This window comes from Marinovum sp. E3, assembly GCF_055755275.1.
Genome location: NZ_JBVTQV010000003.1, coordinates 177,077 through 195,816 on the forward strand (window position 1 = coordinate 177,077; position 18,740 = coordinate 195,816).

General features: G+C 65.3%; 17 protein-coding genes. 7 read left to right on the plus strand and 10 right to left on the minus strand.

The window, feature by feature from the left end; translation table 11 throughout:
* Positions 1-94 precede the first annotated feature (94 nt).
* Genes puuE through AC0J5K_RS20095 form a run of 3 tightly spaced genes read left to right on the plus strand, consistent with a single transcriptional unit; the run spans position 95 to position 3,501 of the window.
* Positions 95-1,510, plus strand: coding sequence for an allantoinase PuuE (puuE, locus tag AC0J5K_RS20085; RefSeq protein WP_283643435.1), 1,416 nt, complete (start codon positions 95-97; stop codon positions 1,508-1,510).
* Positions 1,507-2,004: an ureidoglycolate lyase gene (locus AC0J5K_RS20090; protein WP_274590287.1), complete on the plus strand. Its 498-nt coding sequence runs from the start codon at positions 1,507-1,509 to the stop codon at positions 2,002-2,004. The genes puuE and AC0J5K_RS20090 overlap by 4 nt, the downstream gene beginning before the upstream one ends.
* Before the next feature lie 60 nt (positions 2,005-2,064).
* Positions 2,065-3,501 (plus strand): uracil-xanthine permease family protein, encoded by a 1,437-nt coding sequence (locus AC0J5K_RS20095; protein ID WP_048534940.1) that lies wholly within the window; start codon positions 2,065-2,067, stop codon positions 3,499-3,501.
* Positions 3,502-3,585: 84 nt separating this feature from the next.
* Here AC0J5K_RS20095 and AC0J5K_RS20100 read toward each other — a convergent pair whose 3' ends face one another.
* The 7 genes from AC0J5K_RS20100 to bhcA form a co-directional block, all read right to left on the minus strand.
* Positions 3,586-4,119 (minus strand): putative antibiotic biosynthesis monooxygenase, encoded by a 534-nt coding sequence (locus AC0J5K_RS20100; RefSeq protein WP_074837144.1) that lies wholly within the window; start codon positions 4,117-4,119, stop codon positions 3,586-3,588.
* Between the two features lie 96 nt (positions 4,120-4,215).
* The gene (locus AC0J5K_RS20105; RefSeq protein WP_074837177.1) at positions 4,216-5,718 is read right to left on the minus strand and encodes a nucleobase:cation symporter-2 family protein; all 1,503 of its coding nucleotides are present in this window, start codon (positions 5,716-5,718) and stop codon (positions 4,216-4,218) included.
* A 139-nt stretch (positions 5,719-5,857) separates the two neighbouring features.
* Positions 5,858-6,370: an AmiS/UreI family transporter gene (locus AC0J5K_RS20110; RefSeq protein ID WP_074837143.1), complete on the minus strand. Its 513-nt coding sequence runs from the start codon at positions 6,368-6,370 to the stop codon at positions 5,858-5,860.
* A 100-nt stretch (positions 6,371-6,470) separates the two neighbouring features.
* The gene (gene bhcD, locus AC0J5K_RS20115) at positions 6,471-7,436 is read right to left on the minus strand and encodes an iminosuccinate reductase BhcD (RefSeq protein WP_074837142.1); all 966 of its coding nucleotides are present in this window, start codon (positions 7,434-7,436) and stop codon (positions 6,471-6,473) included.
* A gap of 113 nt (positions 7,437-7,549) precedes the next feature.
* On the minus strand, positions 7,550-8,713 hold the full coding sequence (bhcC, locus tag AC0J5K_RS20120; protein ID WP_274590285.1) for a 3-hydroxy-D-aspartate aldolase BhcC: 1,164 nt from the start codon (positions 8,711-8,713) through the stop codon (positions 7,550-7,552).
* Between the two features lie 67 nt (positions 8,714-8,780).
* Positions 8,781-9,749 carry a beta-hydroxyaspartate dehydratase BhcB gene (gene bhcB / locus AC0J5K_RS20125; RefSeq protein ID WP_420398576.1) on the minus strand — a complete coding sequence of 323 codons (969 nt, stop codon included), beginning with the start codon at positions 9,747-9,749 and terminating at the stop codon, positions 8,781-8,783.
* Between the two features lie 11 nt (positions 9,750-9,760).
* On the minus strand, positions 9,761-10,951 hold the full coding sequence (gene bhcA, locus AC0J5K_RS20130; protein WP_274590283.1) for an L-aspartate--glyoxylate aminotransferase BhcA: 1,191 nt from the start codon (positions 10,949-10,951) through the stop codon (positions 9,761-9,763).
* A gap of 169 nt (positions 10,952-11,120) precedes the next feature.
* Between bhcA and bhcR the strand changes: the two genes are divergently transcribed.
* On the plus strand, positions 11,121-11,966 hold the full coding sequence (gene bhcR / locus AC0J5K_RS20135) for an HTH-type transcriptional regulator BhcR (RefSeq protein WP_074837139.1): 846 nt from the start codon (positions 11,121-11,123) through the stop codon (positions 11,964-11,966).
* Positions 11,967-12,046: 80 nt separating this feature from the next.
* On the opposite strand, the gene AC0J5K_RS20140 is transcribed toward bhcR, so the two are convergent.
* The 3 genes from AC0J5K_RS20140 to AC0J5K_RS20150 form a co-directional block, all read right to left on the minus strand.
* Positions 12,047-12,916 (minus strand): bifunctional allantoicase/(S)-ureidoglycine aminohydrolase, encoded by an 870-nt coding sequence (locus AC0J5K_RS20140; protein WP_420398575.1) that lies wholly within the window; start codon positions 12,914-12,916, stop codon positions 12,047-12,049.
* 169 nt (positions 12,917-13,085) lie between these two features.
* The gene (locus AC0J5K_RS20145; protein WP_048534956.1) at positions 13,086-13,787 is read right to left on the minus strand and encodes a GntR family transcriptional regulator; all 702 of its coding nucleotides are present in this window, start codon (positions 13,785-13,787) and stop codon (positions 13,086-13,088) included.
* Positions 13,784-15,148, minus strand: coding sequence for a formimidoylglutamate deiminase (locus tag AC0J5K_RS20150; protein WP_420398574.1), 1,365 nt, complete (start codon positions 15,146-15,148; stop codon positions 13,784-13,786). The genes AC0J5K_RS20145 and AC0J5K_RS20150 overlap by 4 nt, the downstream gene beginning before the upstream one ends.
* A 70-nt stretch (positions 15,149-15,218) precedes the next feature.
* Here AC0J5K_RS20150 and hutI point away from each other — a divergent pair, with 70 nt between their 5' ends.
* The 3 genes from hutI to hutG all read left to right on the plus strand — a co-directional run.
* Positions 15,219-16,418: an imidazolonepropionase gene (gene hutI, locus AC0J5K_RS20155; protein ID WP_283639095.1), complete on the plus strand. Its 1,200-nt coding sequence runs from the start codon at positions 15,219-15,221 to the stop codon at positions 16,416-16,418.
* On the plus strand, positions 16,415-17,947 hold the full coding sequence (gene hutH, locus AC0J5K_RS20160; RefSeq protein ID WP_283639096.1) for a histidine ammonia-lyase: 1,533 nt from the start codon (positions 16,415-16,417) through the stop codon (positions 17,945-17,947). The genes hutI and hutH overlap by 4 nt, the downstream gene beginning before the upstream one ends.
* Positions 17,944-18,740 (plus strand): N-formylglutamate deformylase (gene hutG / locus AC0J5K_RS20165; RefSeq protein ID WP_283639097.1); only part of this gene is annotated, 797 nt, incomplete at its 3' end. The genes hutH and hutG, both read left to right, overlap by 4 nt.

Below are 18,740 nucleotides of genomic sequence, written 5' to 3' on the forward strand. Positions count from 1 at the left end.
AACAGCAGGCGACAAGATGCTCCTTCTAGTATTATTTGAAAAACACATCTGATTTTATGCTCTATGAAGGGGCAAGACCAAAAGGAGTTCCAAATTGACACGTTATCCGCGCGACATGATCGGTTACGGTCCCCGCATTCCCGACGCTCAATGGCCCAATGGTGCGAAGGTGGCCGTACAGTTCGTGCTGAACTATGAAGAGGGCGGCGAGAACTGCGTGTTGCACGGCGACGCGGCCTCCGAGGCCTTCCTGTCCGACATCCCCGGTGCGGCGATGTGGCCGGGGCAGCGCCACTGGAACATGGAATCGATCTACGAATACGGCGCCAGGGCCGGTTTCTGGCGCCTGCACCGCCTGTTCACCGGGGCGGCAATACCGGTGACCATCTACGGCGTCGCCTCGGCACTGGCGCGCAGCCCCGAGCAGGTCGCGGCGATGAAGTCTGCCGGCTGGGAGATTGCCAGCCACGGTCTGAAATGGGTCGAACACAAGGACATGCCCGAAGCCGAGGAACGTGCGGCCATCGCCGAGGCGATCCGCCTGCATACCGAGGTGGTGGGCGAGGAACCGCGCGGCTGGTACACCGGCCGGTGCAGCGAAAACACCGTGCGACTGGCGGCGGAAACCGGGCAATTTGACTATATTTCCGACACCTACGACGACGATCTGCCGTATTGGCGCGAATACGGCGACCGTGACCAGCTGATCATTCCATATACGCTGGAAGCCAATGACATGCGCTTTGCCACCGCGCCGGGCTGGGTCACGGGTGAGGATTTCGGCTCTTATCTCAAGGATGCCTTCGACACGCTTTATGCCGAAGGTCAGGCCGGCAGTCCCAAGATGATGTCGATCGGCCTTCATTGCCGGCTGGTCGGCCGTCCGGGCAAGATCGCGGCGCTGAAGCGGTTCATCGACTATATTCTCAGCTTTGACGACGTCTGGTGCCCGACGCGTCTGGAAATCGCCGAGCACTGGGCAAAGACTCGTCCGCATGAACGCCGGGAGCGGCCCAGCGAGATGACGCGCGAGGATTTCGTGAGCAGGTTCGGTGGCATTTTCGAACATTCGGCCTGGATCGCCGAAGGGGCGCATGACCTGGAACTGGGGCCGGCACATGACACCGCCCTGGGGCTGCACAATGCACTTGCGCGGGTGTTCCGCACCGCCGCGCCCGACAAGCGCCTGGGTGTGCTGACCGCGCACCCCGATCTGGCCGGAAAACTGGCGGCGGCCGGGCGGCTGACCGCCGAGAGCACCTCGGAACAGGCCGGTGCCGGGCTCGACATGCTGACCGACGAAGAGCGCGAAACCTTCACGCGGCTCAACGACGACTACGTTGAAAAGCACGGGTTTCCCTTCATCATCGCGGTGCGCGATCACGACAAGGCGTCGATCATGGCGGCCTTTGACCGCCGCATCGGCAACGACCGCGACACCGAATTCGCCGAGGCCTGCCGGCAGGTCGAGCGCATTGCCGAATTCCGCCTTAAGGATCTGCTGCCATGACCGTGACATCGGACAAGATCACCGCCCGGCCCGCCGAGGCAAGGGCCATGGCCGGTCTGGCCGAGCTGATCGGCTGCGCGGGGACGCCCGACAAGCTGATCAACAAGGGCCTCTGCGGTCGGTTCCACGATCTGGCCGCGCTCGACATCGTCGACGGCCGCGCCGGCATCAGCCTGTTCAAATCCGAGGTCTTCAGCCTGCCGTTCCGACTGGAGATGATGGAGCGGCATCCGCTGGGGTCACAGGCCTTCATCCCGATGAGCGACGAGGGCTTTCTTGTCGTTCTGGCCGAAGATGAAAACGGCCGCCCTGGCCAGCCGCGTGCCTATCGCACGGAACCGGGGCAGGCGGTCAATATCGGGCGCAATGTCTGGCACGGGGTGCTGACACCGCTCGGCGGGTCCGGGGTGTTTGCGGTGATCGACCGCATCGGCGACGGCGCCAACCTGGAGGAGCACTGGTTCGACACGCCCTACGAGGTGGTGGCGGACTGATCACCGGGCCGCCAGGAGGAGGGGCGGCCTTCACCATCAGCTATAATGGGGAGAGACACAATGGCTGACACATCAATCGGGACACCGGAGCAACTCCGGGATCCAAATTACTTCCCGGGTCTGGCCAAGGGCATACCGCTGGGCATCCAGCACGTTCTGGCGATGTTCGTGTCCAACGTGACACCCGCGATCATCGTCGCCGGCGCCGCCGGATTTGGCTTTGGCTCGGGCTCGGCTGATTTTCCCGAACTGCTCTACCTTATCCAGATGTCGATGCTGTTTGCCGGTGTCGCCACGCTGCTTCAGACCATCACCCTCGGGCCGGTCGGCGCGGCGCTGCCGATCGTGCAGGGCACGTCCTTTGCCTTTCTGCCGATCATGATTCCGCTGGTTGCGGGCAAGGGCGTCGACGGGCTTGCCGCGCTGTTCGGCGGCGTGATCGTCGGCGGCATCTTCCACGCCTTTATCGGGACTTTCGTCGGCAAGCTGCGCTTTGCCCTGCCGCCGCTGGTTACCGGCCTCGTGGTGACGATGATCGGCCTCGCGCTGGTCAAGGTCGGCATCCAGTATGCCGCGGGCGGCGTTCCGGCCATCGGCACGCCGGAATACGGCAGCCTGCTGAATTGGTCGGCGGCGATCGTGGTGATCGTGGTGACACTGGGGCTGAAGTTCTTCACCAAGGGCATGCTGTCGATCTCGGCGGTGCTGATCGGCCTGATCGTGGGCTATGTCTATGCCATTGCGGTCGGGATGCTCAGCCTCGACGCCATCACCGGCTCCTGGGCCAATTCCGCCGCCTTCGCGCTGCCGCAACCGTTCAAATACGGTTTCGAGTTCTCGATTGCCGCGGTGATCGGCTTCTGCCTGATGGCCTTTATCTCGGCGATTGAAACGGTGGGCGATGTCTCGGGGATCACCAAGGGCGGCGCGGGCCGCGAGGCCACGGCCGAAGAAGTCACCGGCGCGACCTATGCCGACGGTTTCGGCACGGCGCTGGCCGGCATCTTCGGCGGCTTTCCCAACACCTCGTTCAGCCAGAACGTCGGCCTGATTGCCATGACCGGCGTGATGAGCCGCCACGTGGTCACCTGCGGCGCGATCTTCCTTATCATCTGCGGGCTGGTCCCGAAAGTGGGCGGCGTGATCCGCACGGTGCCGATCGAGGTGCTGGGCGGCGGTGTGATCGTAATGTTCGGCATGGTGGTCGCGGCCGGCATCTCGATGCTCTCGGACGTGCACTGGAACCGGCGCAACATGGTGATCTTCGCCATCTCGCTGAGCCTCGGCCTCGGCTTGCAGCTCGAACCGGGTGCGCTCCAGCACCTGCCGGAAACCGCCCGCGTGCTGCTGACCTCGGGTCTTCTGCCGGCGGCCTTCCTCGCTATCGTGCTGAACCTGGTGCTGCCCGAAGAGCTGACCGACGAATCCACCGAGGAAGTCTCGGGTGGCATGTCCGGTCACGGTGAAGGTTCTTACGCCAAGGACAGCCGCGCCTGAACCGCGCAGCGGCCGCCGTCAGGGCGGGTCGCGCATAGATGACAGCCAGGCGGCGCTCTTCGGAGCGCCGCTTTTTCTTGCGGGTCAGGACAACAGGCGTTTGCGGATCGCCACCAGAAGCCGGATCGACCACGGCAGGAAAAGATAGCTGATCAGGCAGACATTGACCGCGACCGTCAGCACCGTCCGCCAGGGCTCGGCCATCGGCGGCAGCAGCATATTCGCCAGCCAGCCAAGGGCCAGGATCAGCGCGATCAGGACAACGACGGTCTCGAGCTTGCTCACCTTGACGGTGTCGGGCAGCAGCAGCGACAGCCCGTCAAAGGCGGCGCGGTCCGAGATCTCCAGGCACTGCCGGTCCACCTCGGCGATCAGCCGCTTGCGCTCCGGCGCGCCTTCCCAGCGCTTCAGGTTCTTGCGGCAATCGAAGCGGAACAGGGTGACAAGATCGACATGGGTGTCGGTTGCAGGCAGATAGGTGTCATCCGCGCCCTGATAACCCGGGTATTGCCGCGCCGCCGCGCGCAGCCGGTCCATTTTCGCTTGGACCTCCGGCCTTGCGGTCACCGGCAACCGGCGGATGACCACCGTCACCACTTGCGAAGATCGTGCGCCCATGTGTTCACTCTTTGGCTGCCAGGGAGGGTGCGAGACAGAAAAGCCCCGGCCGTCGCCGGCCGGAGCTTGGTTGTCAGAGCCTAGCAAAGCAGGGGATCAGTGACCACCTTCCGCTTGCAGCGCGGCGGTGCGCAACTCGTCTTCACTGACGTCCCTGGCGCCGTTGAACGCGACGTTCAGTCCCACGGCGGCAATCGAGGCCAGCAGGATGCCGGAATGGATCAGCGGTTCGATCGCATGCGGCAGCCACATGGTGTATTCCGGGGCGATCAGCGGGATCATCCCCATCCCGAGCGAAATCGCGACGATCAGCCCGTTGTAGCGGTTCTCCTTGAAATCAACGCCGCCGAGGATGCGGATGCCTGTTGCGGCCACCATGCCGAACATCACCAGCCCGGCGCCGCCGAGAACGGCCACCGGCAGGCTTTCGACCAGCGCGCCCATCTTCGGCACCAGCCCGAGCACGATCATGATCGCGCCGCCCATCACGCAGACATAGCGCGAGCGGATGCCGGTCACCCCGACAAGGCCCACGTTCTGGCTGAACGAGGTATAGGGAAAGGTGTTGAACAGCCCGCCGATCAGCGTGCCAAGGCCGTCGGTGCGCAGGCCGGCCGACAGCGACGGGCGTTCGATCTTCTTGCCGCAGATGTCGCCCAGAGCGAGGAACATGCCGGTGGATTCGATCATCACGACGATCATCACCAGGGTCATGGTCAGGATCATGATCGGGTCAAAGATCGGCAGGCCGAAACGGAACGGGGTGATCAGCTCGAACCATTCGGCCTTGCCGACATGCTCGAAGTGCATGATGCCCAGGGCCGAGGCCGCCACCGCGCCGACGACGATACCGACCAGCACCGAGATATTGGCGAGGAAACCGCGGGCGTATTTCATCACCACGACGATGGTCCCCAGCACCAGGGCCGAGATCATCATGTTCTGCGGTGTGGCATAGTTCACGTTGTTCACGGTGGGGGCCAGTTTCAGCCCCTCGGGCACTACCGGAACCGCGCCAGCGCCGAGATCGCGGATCTGGGTCAGCCAGTCGGCATGGGCAGGATCGACAAGCTGCGGCGCAGTCGGGCCGACCGGCACGCCGAAGATCCACTGGATGCCGACCCGCATCAGCGTCACGCCGATCACCAGGATGATCGTCCCGGTCACCACAGGCGGAAAGAACCGCAGCATGCGGCTGACCAGCGGCGCGATCAGCATGGCGATCACGCCCGCGCCGATGATTGCGCCAAAGATCATGCGCGCGCCTTCGGTGCCCGGGTTGGCGGCGGCAATCGCCACCATCGGGCCCACCGAGGCAAAGGTCACCCCCATCATGACCGGCATCTTGATGCCGAACCATTTCGAGGCGCCGAACGACTGGATGATGGTCACCAGACCGCAGACAAACAGGTCGGCCGAGATCAGAAAGGCGACCTGTTCTGGGGTCAGTTCCAGGACGCGGCCGACGATCAGCGGCACGGCGATGGCGCCGGCATACATCACCAGCACATGTTGCAGCCCGAGCGTGAACAGCTTGCCGGCGGGCAGTTTTTCGTCAACGGCGTGCACCGCATCGGGGGTGACGGTATCGGCCGTCATGTCGGATGACATTTCTCTCTCTCCTCCTGATTTGCGAGAAATTCCGTGTGGCAGGGCGCCGCATCCTCACGATGCGGCCCTGCCGGGTGGGGCGGACGCCGGCCGGCCCTCCCCGGCCGGCGACCATCCGGGGCGTGGCTCAGGCCGGTGCCCCGTACATCAGAAACAGCGCTGGCAGCCAGGCGGTCAGCACGCCGCTGGCCAGCGTGGCAACGGTGGCCTGCGACTGGATCGGCCGTTGCAGGCCCAGCGCCAGGAAATAGGTGAACCACAGTCCCGCCCAGGCGACCCAGCACAGGCCCAGCCAGACATCCATCGCGCTTTGTGCGACGGCGAGGCTGCGCACCGCTTCAGGCAGGACCGAGAGCGCCACGAAGAGGCTGAACCAGCCCAGACCGCGCCCGTCCGACCCGCTCAGCCGGTTGATCGCCACCCAGAGGTAGGTCACGCTGAACAACAGCGTCATCGCCACGCTGCGGACCTCGGCCACCCCGGTTGCCCGCACCAGCGACAGGATGGCGACGGTAGCGGTGATCGCGGCGGTGGCGAAATTGATCACCACGATCTCGCGGTCGGAAATCCGTCCCGCCATCCACAGGCCGTTGAGCACGAGGACAGCACCCACGAACAACAATGACAGGGGCAGAAGCATGACAAACCTCTGGACAAACAAAGGGGCCGGCTGCGCCCGGACGGGCGCAACCTGAGGCAAGGTCAGTGAATTTTGCGAAGGTGGACGCGGGTCGGTGGCGTCAGAAATCCACTTCGATGGCGAGGCCCTTGGCCACCGCCAGATCGACAACCGCCGCCGCGACGGCCAGATCCTGAAGACCGACACCGGTGCCGTCGAAGAGGGTGATCTCGTCGTCCGAGATCCGGCCCGGGTGGGTGCCGTTGATCACGGCGCCTACCTGGGTGATGTCCTCGGCCCGCAGGATCTGGCTCTCGATCGCATGTTGTGCCTCGCCGATCGAGATCGATTGCGCCACCTCGTCGGTAAAGACCGTGGCCTTGCCGAGAAGTGCGGTTTCGACCTCTTGCTTGCCCTTGGTGTCGGTGCCCATGCAGGCGATATGGGTGCCGGGGGCCACATGATCCGCGTGCAGGATGGCATCGAACGACGAGGTGATCGAGATGATCACATCCGCCTCGGCCAGACCCTCGAGCGCGACCGCCTCGAATGGCAGACCGGCCTCGCTGGCGACCTCTTCGAGATTGGGCAACATCTCGGGATGGAAGTTCCAGCCGATGACCTTCTCGAAGTCGCGCTGCTCGAGCGCGGCGCGCAGCTGGAACTTGGCCTGATGGCCGGCGCCGACCATGCCGATCACCTTGGCATCCTTGCGCGCCAGATGCTTGATCGACACCGAAGAGGCCGCCGCGGTGCGCAGCGCGGTCAACAGGTTGCCGCCGACCATCGCCTTGGCCTTGCCGGTGTCGGGATCGAACAGGAAGACGGTCGACTGGTGGTTGATGATGCCGCGCTTTTCAAGGTTGTTCGGCCAATATCCGCCCGCCTTCAGCCCGAGTGTCAGCCCGGCGCGGTCGAAACCGCCCTTGAAGCCGTAAAGCGCATCCTCGTGCCCGATGGCCTCGCGGACGACCGGGAAGTTGTAGGCGTCGCCCGACGCCATGGCGGCAAACACCTTTTCGACGGCGTCGAAAGCCGCTTCGCGGGTCATAAGGTCGGCGATGTCTCTTTCGGGTACGATGAACATGTATTGTCTCCCACATAAAATTCGTGCGCCCGTGTGCCACTGCCGGAAGGTGAGCATACACACGGGCGACTTTGGCCCTCTCGGGCTCTCCCCCTCCCCGGGGTTTCAGGCGCTTAGTAGGCCTTGCCTCGGGCCGAGACCGGCCAGACGGTCTCGACCTTGCCGTTCCGCACACCGACATACCAGTCGTGCACATTGGCGGTCGGGTCGCAGTGGCCGGGCACCAGGCGCAGCTTGTCGTTGACCTTGAGCGCGCCCTTGGGGTCGGAAATCACACCGTGCTCGTCCGAACATTTGACGTATTCCACGTCATCGCGGCCGTAGATGAAGGGCAGCCCGCTGTCGATCGACTGCGCCTTGAGGCCGGCGTCGCAGATCGCCTTGTCGGATTTGGCGTGGCTCATCACCGAAGTCAGGATGAAAAAGGCGTTTTCCCATTCGCCGGCGTCGATCCGGTTGCCGTCCTTGTCGAGGATGCGGCCGTAATCGGCGTCCATGAAGGCATAAGAGCCGCATTGAAGCTCGTTGTAGACGCCCGAATTGGATTCGAAGTAATACGATCCGGTGCCGCCGCCCGAGACCAGCTCGGTCTCGATGCCGAGCGCCTTGAGTGCCGCGACCGCGTCGCTGACCTGGGCCACGGCGGCATCGATCTTGGCCTTGCGGTCATCGTAGCTGTCCATGTGCTGCATCGCGCCCTGATAGGCCTGGATGCCCTTGTAGGTCAGGTTGTCGGCGGCCTGCACGGCCTGGGCGATCTCGACCACGGCCTCTGTGCTGGTCACGCCGCAGCGCCCGGCGCCGCAGTCGATCTCGACAAAGACGCCAAGTTCGGTGCCCTCGGCCTTGGCCGCCGCCGAGAGGTCGGCGACATTGGCCAGGTCGTCGACGCAGACGATGATATTTGCGCCGCGCTTGGGCAACTGCGCCAGCCGTTCGATCTTGGCCGCGTCGCGAACCTGGTTAGAAACCAGCACTTCGGTGATGCCGGCGCGCACGAAGACCTCGGCCTCCGAGACCTTCTGGCAGCAGACGCCGATCGCGCCGCCCAGCTCCATTTGCAGCTTCAGCACGTCGACCGACTTGTGCATCTTGCCATGCGCCCGGTGGCGCATGCCGTGATCCTTGGCGTAATCGCCCATCTTCTTGATGTTGCGCTCGAGCGCGTCGAGATCGAGGATCAGGCAGGGGGTCTGGATATCGGCCTCGTCCATGCCGGGCTTGGCGGGAATGTCGTAGCCGACTTCGAAATTGTCGAGGTTGGTCATGTCTTTCATCTTTCTTGCTCCCTGAGAAGGTGCCGGGCGGCCGCCCGGCCTACGGAAATCCGGGTAAGGCGGGTCTTCAACCCACCATCCACGGCAACTTGTCGAGGTCGACGTTGCCACCGGTGACGATCACGCCGACGCGCTTGCCCGCGAAGTGCTCCTTGTTTTTCAGGATGGTGGCCAGCGGCACGGCGGAGGACGGCTCCATCACCACACGCAGGTGTTTCCAGACCAGCTTCATCGCGTCGACGATCTCCTGCTCGGAAGCGGTGAAGATCTCGGAGACACGGTTCGACACGAAGTGCCAGGTCAGATCCTTGAGCGGCACCAGCAGCCCGTCGGCCACGGTCTTGGGCGCGTCATCTGCAATGATGTGCCCGGCCTTGAAGCTGCGATAGGCATCGTCGGCCTGTTCCGGCTCGGCGGCGATGATTTTCGTTTCGGGCGCCAGCGTCGAAAGCGTCAGGCAGGTGCCCGAGATCATGCCGCCGCCACCGATCGGGGCCACGGCAAAATCCAGCCCGTCGACCTGTTCGACGAATTCCTTGGCACAGGTGCCTTGCCCGGCGATCACCCGGGGATCGTTGTAGGGATGCACGAAATCGCCGCCGGTTTTCGCCTGTACCTCGGCAAAGGTCGCTTCGCGCGAACTTGTCGAGGGTTCGCATTCGGTGATCTTGCCGCCGTATCGCCGGACGGTGTCCTTCTTGGCCTGCGGCGCGGTGCGCGGCATGACCACGTTGCAGGGGATGCCGCGCTTCATAGCCGCATAGCTGAGGCAGGAGGCATGGTTGCCCGAGGAATGCGTCGCGACGCCCAGTTTCGCCTGTGCGTCATCCAGCCCGAACACCGCGTTGGAGGCGCCGCGGACCTTGAAGGCCCCCGGCTCCTGGAAGTTCTCGCATTTGAAGAACAACTGGCACCCGGCAAGCTCGTTGAGGTAGTCCGAGGTGCGGACCGGCGTCTTGCGGATATGCGGCTTGATGCGCTCATGCGCGGCCAGCATGTCGTCGTAGGTGGGGATATACATCGGTGTATCCTTCATGAGACGGATCCTCAGGCTGCGGATTTCCGGGCCGCGACGGCATGCTCGCGATAGTATTCCTGCGCGGCGGCAACGCCCGAGCCCAGCGTGATGTCGAGGCCGAGATCGGCCATGCACATTTCCGCCGTGGCGAGGCCCGACAGGGTCATCACGTCGGTGAGCGAGCCGAGGTGGCCAATGCGGAACACCTTGCCCGCGACTTCGCCCAGACCGACGCCAAAGGCGACGCCGTATTTGCTGGCGGCGTGCGACACGATGTCGGTGGCGTTGAAGCCTTCCGGCGTGCGGATCGCGCTGACCGTGTCGGAATAGAGGTCCGGCGAGGCGGCGCAGAGCTCCAGCCCCCAGGCGCCCACGGCGGCGCGCACGCCTTCGGCGATGCGGTGATGCCGGGCAAAGACGTTCTCGAGACCCTCGTCCAGCAGCATGGTGCAGGCCTGGTTCAGACCGTTCAACATGCCGACGGCGGGGGTGTAGGGATAGGCGCTGTTGGCATAGCCCTTCTTCATGTCATGCACGTCAAAGAAGGTGCGCGGCAGTGTCGCGGTCTGGGTGGCTGCCATCGCCTTTTCGCTGAAGCCGACGATGGCGAGACCGGCCATCAGCATGAAGCCCTTCTGCGAGCCGGCAACCGCCACGTCGACGCCCCATTCGTCAAACCGGAAATCCATCGACCCGATCGAGGACACGCCGTCGACGAACATCAGTGCCGGGTGGCCGGCGGCGTCCAGTGCCTTGCGCACTGCGGCGATGTCGGATTTGACCCCGGTGGCGGTCTCGTTGTGGGTCGCCAGAACGGCCTTGATCTCGTGGTTGGTGTCGGCGGTCAGGATCTCTTCGAAGCGATCCGCCGGCAGGCCTTCACCCCAGGGGGTCTCGACGATCTGGACGTCCAGCCCGTGGCGCTGGCACATGTCGATCCAGCGGTGCGAGAACATGCCGTTGCGCGCCGAGAGCACCTTGTCACCGGCCGAGAGGCAGTTGGTCAGCGCGGTTTCCCAGCCGCCGGTGCCGGTCGAGGGGAAGATGAAGACCTCGGCGCTGTCGCTTTTCAGAACCTTGCGTACACCCTCGCGGGCCGGGTGCAGGATCTGGCCGAAGAGCGGCGATCTATGGTCGATCGTCGGCATGTCGCAGGCCTTGCGCAGGTTTTCCGGGATGTTCGTCGGACCCGGGATGAAAACAGGGTTTTGAAAGCTCATGGGGGGTCTCCTTCCGTCGTTGTCTGCACCTTAAATGACGACGACGGCGGGCGACATTATTTTGAAATCGGCTTTCGGAATGCCCCGGTTTCGAAAAATACCATGATTGCCAATGAGTTGTATTTTTCATATAGTGAATTTATCTTTCACTGGAAAGCAGATGGTTCTTATGGATTCTCAAGACAATGGCGGAAAACGAGGCCCGCGGCGGGCCCGGGGCCGGCCGCGGGGCTGGGAAGACAAGACCGCGCAGAACACCATCAAATCGCTGGATCGGGCGATGGAGGTGTTCGAATATCTCAGCGCGGCGCAGGGCAGGTCGCTGACCGCTCTGGCCAGCGAAACGCGGCAGGCGCCGGCCACGGTTTACCGGATTCTGGTGACGCTGGAAGGCCGGGGGCTGGTGGAATTCGACGCCGAGGATCAGACTTGGCACATCGGGCCCCGCGCCTATGTGATCGGCGCGCGGTTTCTGCGACGCACCAGCCTTGTCGACCGGGCCAGGCCGTACCTGCGGCGTCTGATGGAGGACACCGGCGAGACCGCCAATCTCGGGATCGAGCAGGAAGGCGCGGTGCTGTTTCTCAGCCAGGTCGAAACCCATGCCAGCATCCGCGCCTTCTTTCCGCCGGGCACCTTGTCGCCGATGCATTCCTCGGGCATCGGCAAGGTGCTTCTGGCGCAGATGGACGATGCGCGGCTGGGCCGTTTTCTGGCCGCGACCCGGCTGGAGGTGTTCACCGATCACACGATCACTGACCGGGAGGCGCTGCGGGCGGATCTGCGGAAAGTGCGGGCCCGGGGCTTTTCCATCGACAATGAGGAAAAGAATGCCGGCATGCGCTGTATCGCCGCCCCGGTGTTCGATCTGAACGGCGAGGCGATCGCGGGGATCTCGGTCTCGGGCCCGACAAGCCGCGTCAGCATGGCAGAGGTCGACCGCTTGAGCCGCCCGGTGATCGCGGCGGCGCGGGATCTGACCCATGCCATCGGCGGGATAATGCGCGAGGTGTGAGGCGGCGCGCCCCGGGCTTGGCCCGGGGCCTCGGCCGTTGGCTCCGGCCGCGCGGTCACGGCGCGGAGGTCAGACTGCGGCTATTCGGCGGCCTGGCGCACCCGGTGGCCGCAGGCAAGGCCGGCGTGGGCCGGGCGCAGCGCCATGTGGCGGTTGACGTCCTTGTAGAGCAGGTAGCGGAACTTGCCGGGGCCGCCGGCATAACAGGCCTGCGGGCAGAAGGCGCGCAGCCACATGTAATCGCCGGCCTCGACCTCGACCCAGTCGTTGTTGAGGCGATAGACTGCCTTGCCTTCCAGCACATAGAGCCCGTGTTCCATGACATGGGTTTCCAGGAAGGGGATCACCGCGCCGGGCTCGAAGGTCACCACGGTGACATGCATGTCGTGACGCAGGTCGTTCGGGTCGACAAAGCGCGTGGTAGCCCATTTGCCGTCGGTGCCGGGCATCTCTGTCGGCGCGATGTCGTTTTCGTTCAGGATCAGCACATCGGGCAGATCGAGGCCCTCGACCGCCTCATAGGCCTTGCGCACCCAGTGAAAGCGCAGGGTCTCCTTGCCCCGGTTGTACAGGGTCCAATCGGTCGAGGGTGGCAGATAGGCATAGCCGCCCGGGGTCATCTCATGGGTTTCGCCCTGCACCGTCAGGCTCGCTGTGCCTTCGACGACAAACAGCACGCCCTCGGCGCCGGGGTCGGTTTCCGGCCGGTCCGAGCCGCCGCCGGGTTGCACTTCCATGATGTATTGCGAAAAGGTCTCGGCAAAGCCGCTCAGGGGGCGGGAAATCACCCAGAGCCGGGTGTCGTTCCAGAACGGCAGAAAACTGGTGACGATGTCGCGCATCGTTCCCTTCGGGATGACGGCATAGGCATCGGTAAAGACGGCACGGTCGGTCAGCAGTTGATCCTGGCCTGGGTGGCCGCCGTGGGGGGCAAAGTATTTCGCGGTCATGAGCGCTCCTGAAGCCGGCGTGGCGTTTGCCCGACTATGCGTCTGAACGGCCATTCCGGCCACCCGCAAAGCTGCGACAACTCTTTATCAGGAATTTTGAAAGTCCGGAAATACCTTCCCGGCAATGCTTGGTAGTCCGGTTATATGGCCAAGGCAGGGCGCGCCGCGTTCAGCTGGTGGTCAGGAGCCGGTAGCCCGGCGCGGTGATCGCCTTGACCGTCGTGATCGGCGCGGTCTCGATCCAGGTGGTCCGTTCGATCACCAAAAGCGCGGCGCCAACCTCGGTTTCCAGCAGCTCGGCCATCTGCGGTTCGGCGGTTATGGCAAAGAAACGCATGTCGCAGCGGCTGTAGGGCTTGTTAAGCACCAGCCATTCGTTCGCGCTCTGGCTGGTGAGGTCGAGATCGCGGATCTCCGGCACCGTTTCCGGGCAGACCCAGCGGTCTTCGAGGATATAGGGCCGGCCATCGGAGAAATGCAGCGCTTCGATCCGCTGCATCGGCTGCGGGGTGGTGAGTTCGAAGGTCGCCAGCACGCTGTGCGGCGCGGTCTCCTCGACCCGGCGGATCAGCTGATAGCCATAGCGCCCGCCCCGCTGTTCGACTTCGCGGCGGGTGATCGGAATGTCGAGCGTGGCGCGGGTCACCGGCTCGGCGCGCACCCTTGTGCCGCCCTTGCGGCGGCGATCGACCAGCCCGCTGTCAGAGAGATCCTGCATCGCGCGCTGCACGGTCGACCGGGCGCAGTTCATCTCTTCGGCGATATCGGCGTCGCGGGGCAGCCGGTCGCCGGGGCCGTAGCGGCCCGACAGGATCGCCTTGTGGATCTCGTCGCGCACGTCTTTCCAGGACAGGCGGGTCGGCGGTGTCATATCTCTTGTCCAAGCTGGTCCATCACGTCGAGGAACGTCCGTACTATCCGGTCGCGATGGATGTGGCGACCGTCTTGTACCATGTGGCGGCCGGCGCTCCAGACATCGGTGACACAGGCGCGGCCGCGGCCGGTAAAGATCAGGCTGTCGAGCACCGCGTCGCCGCTGCGATTGCAAAGGAATTCATTGTCGGTGGATATGGCCATCAGATCGGCAAATTGCTCGGTCTCGATGCGCCCCGCCTGCCGGCCTGCCGCCTGGGCGCCGGCGCGGGCAACGGTGTCAAAGAGCACCCGCCCCGTCGATTGCTCCGGGGTGGCCAGGGCGGCGCGGCTGTGGTCACGCAGGCGTTGTGAATAATCGAGCGTCTCCAGCTCTTCCCAGAGCGCGATATGGATGTTGGAATCCGAGCCGATGCCAAAGCGCCCCCTGGCCTGCTGAAAGCTCTTGCCGTTGAAGATGCCGTCGCCAAGGCTCGATTCCGTGATCGGGCAGAGCCCGGCCACGGCGCCGGTGGCGGCCAGCCGGGCCGTTTCGCCATCGCTCATCTGGGTGCAGTGGATCAGGCACCAATCCGGCGTCACCTCGGCGTTGCGCAGCAGCCAGTCCACCGGCCGGGCGCCGAGATGGGCCTCGACCTCGGCGACCTCGGCCTGCTGTTCGGCAAGATGCATGTGAAACGGGCCTTCGGGCGCGATGGCACGCGCCGACGCCAGCGCCGCGGGCGGCACGGCGCGCAGCGAATGCGGCGCCAGGCCGATGGCGTGATCTTCCGGGCCACGGGCGATCCGCGCGGCGCTTTCGGCGTGCAGCCGGGCAAAGAGATCGATGTCGCAGCCGAACCGCCGTTGTCCGCCTTGCAGGGCGCGGCCGTCACAGCCGCCCTGCATGTAGAGCACCGGCAAGAGGGTGAGCCCGATCCCGGTTTCCTGCGCGGCGGCGGCGATCCGTTCGGCCATTTCCGGCAGGTTGGTAAAGGGTACGCCGCCGATGTCGTGATGCAGATAGTGGAACTCGGCCACCGATCCGTAGCCGGCCTCCTGCATCTCGAGAAAGACCAGCGCCGCGATGGCCTGCACATGATCGGGCGTCAGCCGGTCGAGAAAACGGTACATCAGCTTGCGCCAGGTCCAGAAGCTGTCCTTGGGGTCGGGGCCGCGGGTTTCGGTCAGGCCGGCCATCGCCCGCTGAAAGGCATGGCTGTGCAGGTTCGCCGGCGCCGGCAGCAGCAGATCGACCGAGCGGCGGCCCTCGGCCGGACCGGTGGAGATTCGCGCGATCCGGCCGTTGTCGATGGCGATGCGCAGGTCGCCGACCCAACCCTCGGCCGTAAGTGCCTGTCGCGCATGGATCTCCTGCATGTGTCATCTCCATTGACAAAATAAGTACGTACATATTAGCTTTATGTAGGCATCAAAGCAAGGAGATGTTATGTCAGACCCGGTCTTCATCACCAACGTGTCGGTCGCACGCATGGACGGGGCGGATGGGGCGTATTCCCTGCTCCGGCAGGCCGGTCTGCGGATCGAGGGCGACCGGATCGCCTGGGTCGGCCCGATGGCGGAGGCCGATCCGGCGTGGCGCGGACAAGAAATCGATGGCGGCGGGCGGCTGCTGACCCCGGCGCTGATCGATTGTCACACCCACATCGTGCACGGCGGAAACCGCGCCCGCGAGTTCGAGATGCGTTTGCAGGGCGCCAGCTACGAAGAGGTCGCGCGGGCCGGCGGCGGGATTGTCTCGACCGTCTCGGCGACCCGAGCGGCGGACGAACAGACCTTGCTGGACGCCGCGCTGATCCGCGCTGATGCGCTGATCGCCGAGGGCGTCGGCACGGTCGAGATCAAGTCGGGCTATGGGCTGGATATAGAGACCGAGCTGAAGATGCTGCGGGTGGCGCGGGCGGTCGGCGCGCAACGGCCGCTGCGCGTCGTCACCTCGTTTCTGGGCGCCCATGCGGTGCCGAAAGGGAAGACGGCCGACGCCTATATCGACGAGGTCTGCATTCCGGCGCTCGAGGCCGCCCATGAGGCGGGGCTGGTCGATGCGGTGGACGGGTTCTGCGAGGGCATCGCCTTTGACGCCACCCAGATCGCCCGGGTCTTTGACCGGGCCGCGGCGCTGGGTCTGCCGGTGAAACTGCATGCCGAGCAGCTGAGCAATATGGGCGGCACCGCACTGGCGGCCAGCCATGGCGCGCTCTCGGCCGATCACGTCGAATTCGCCACCGAGGCAGACGCGCGCGCGCTCAAGGCCGCGGGCAGCGTCGCGGTGCTTCTGCCCGGCGCCTTCTACACCTTGCACGAAACGCAAAAGCCGCCGGTTGCGGCGTTCCGCGCGGCGGGTGTGCCGATGGCGGTGGCGACCGACTGGAACCCGGGATCGTCGCCGATGGGCTCGTTGCTTCTGGCGATGAACATGGGGTGCACCCTGTTCGGCCTGACCCCGGCCGAGGCGCTGGCCGGCACCACCTGCCATGCGGCCCGCGCGCTTGGTCTCAAGGATTGCGGTGTGATCGCGCCCGGAATGCGCGCCGACCTCGCGCTCTGGGACGTCGAGGCGCCGGCCGAGCTGAGCTATGGCATCGGCATCAACCCGCTCTACCGGCGGATCCACGGAGGACGGGCATGATCACTCTCACCCCCGGCACCACCACGCTTGCCGCGCTGGCCCGCATCTATCACGACCAGAGCCCGGCGCGGCTCGATCCCGCCTGCCACGCCGGCATCGAAGAGGCCGCCGCGCGGATCGATGCGGCCGCCAGCGGCGACGCGGCGGTCTATGGCGTGAACACGGGTTTCGGCAAGCTGGCCAGCGTCAAGATCGCACCCGAAGATACCGCGACGCTGCAACGCAACCTGATCCTGTCGCATTGCTGCGGCGTGGGCGATCCGATCCCGCGCCGCCATGCCCGGCTGATGATGGCGCTCAAGTTGCTGTCTCTGGGGCGGGGCGCCTCGGGCGTGCGGATGGAATTGATCGCGCTCCTCGAAGAGATGCTGGCCCGTGACGTGACGCCGGTGATCCCGGTTCAGGGCTCGGTCGGCGCCTCCGGCGATCTGGCGCCGCTGGCGCATATGGCCGCCGTCATGATGGGCGAGGCCGAGGCGGTCTTTGAAGGTGAAACGCTGCCCGGCGCCGAGGCCCTGCGGCGGGCCGGGCTGGAACCGGTGGCGCTTGGCGCCAAGGAGGGGCTGGCGCTGATCAACGGCACGCAGTTCTCGACCGCTTTCGCATTGGCCGGGTTGTTCGACGGCTGGCGCGCGATGCAGGCGGCGCTTGTCACTTCGGCGATGTCCACCGATGCGATCATGGGGTCGACCGCGCCCTTGCAACCCGAGATCCACGCCCTGCGCGGCCATACCGGCCAGATCGAGGCGGCGGCCTGCATGCGCGCGCTGCTCGAGGGCTCGGAAATTCGCGAAAGCCACCGCGAGGGCGATACCCGGGTGCAGGATCCCTATTGCATCCGATGCCAGCCGCAGGTGACCGGCGCGGCGATGGACCTGCTGCGCATGGCCGGCCGCACGCTGGAGACCGAGGCCAATGCCGCCACTGACAACCCGCTGGTGCTGGTGGGGGCCGATCTGATTGTCTCGGGCGGCAATTTCCACGCCGAGCCGGTGGGCTTTGCCGCCGACATGATCGCGCTGGCCCTGGCCGAGATCGGCGCCATCGCGCAGCGCCGCATCGCGCTGATTGTCGACCCGACGCTGAGCTTTGACCTGCCGCCCTTCCTGACCCCGGACCCGGGGCTGAATTCGGGCCTGATGATCGCCGAGGTGACGACGGCGGCGTTGATGAGCGAGAACAAGCATCTCGCCAACCCCTGCGTCACCGATTCCACCCCGACCTCGGCCAATCAGGAGGATCACGTCAGCATGGCGGCCCATGGCGCGGTGCGGCTGGGGCGGATGGTGGCCAATCTCGACCGCATCCTCGGCGTCGAGTTGCTCTGTGCCGCCCAGGGCATCGAGTTTCGCGCGCCGCTCTCCACCAGCGCGCCGCTGCGGCAGGTGCTGGCCTGTCTGCGCGAGAGCGTGCCGGGCCTGACAGAAGATCGCTACATGGCGCCCGATCTGGAACGGGCGGCCGAACTGGTGCGGGGCGCGGCGCTCAGCCGCGCCGCAGAGATCAGGATGCCGGAGCTTGCGCCATGACCCCGGTCGAGATTTCCCGCGGCGAGGGCCCGGTGGTGCTTGGCCTGCCGCACACCGGCACCTGGCTGCCTGACGATATCAGCACCCGGCTGAACGATCGGGGCCGGGGCCTGGAAGACACCGACTGGCACATTCACGACCTCTACGCAGGGCTGCTGCCCGGGGTGACCACGGTGCGCGCGGGTTTTCATCGCTATGTCATCGACGCCAACCGCGACCCTTCGGGCCAGAGCCTCTATCCCGGCCAGAACACCACCGGCCTCGTGCCGCTCACCGATTTCGACGGCAAGGAAATCTGGGACAGCCCGCCCGATGCCGGCGAGATCGAAGCCCGCCGCGCCGCCTTTCACGCGCCTTATCACAGCGCGCTGATGGCCGAGCTGGAGCGGGTGCGCGCCCGGCACGGCGTTGCGATCCTCTACGATTGCCATTCGATCCGCTCGCAGATCCCGTTCCTGTTCGACGGCACCCTGCCGGATTTCAACATCGGCACCAACAATGGCACCACCTGCGCGCCCGACATCGAGACCGCCGTGCAGGAGATCTGCGCCGCGTCCGAAGGCTATTCCACGGTGGTGAACGGCCGGTTCAAGGGGGGCTGGACGACCCGCCATTATGGCCGGCCCGAGACTGGAATTCACGCCATCCAGATGGAACTGGCGCAATCCACCTATCTGACCGCAGAGCACGCGCCCTGGAGCTATGACAGCGCCAAGGCCGCGCGCCTGCGCGCCCCTCTTACCCGTATCCTGCAAAGACTGGCCGACATGGCCCCGCAGCTTGGAGGCACCGC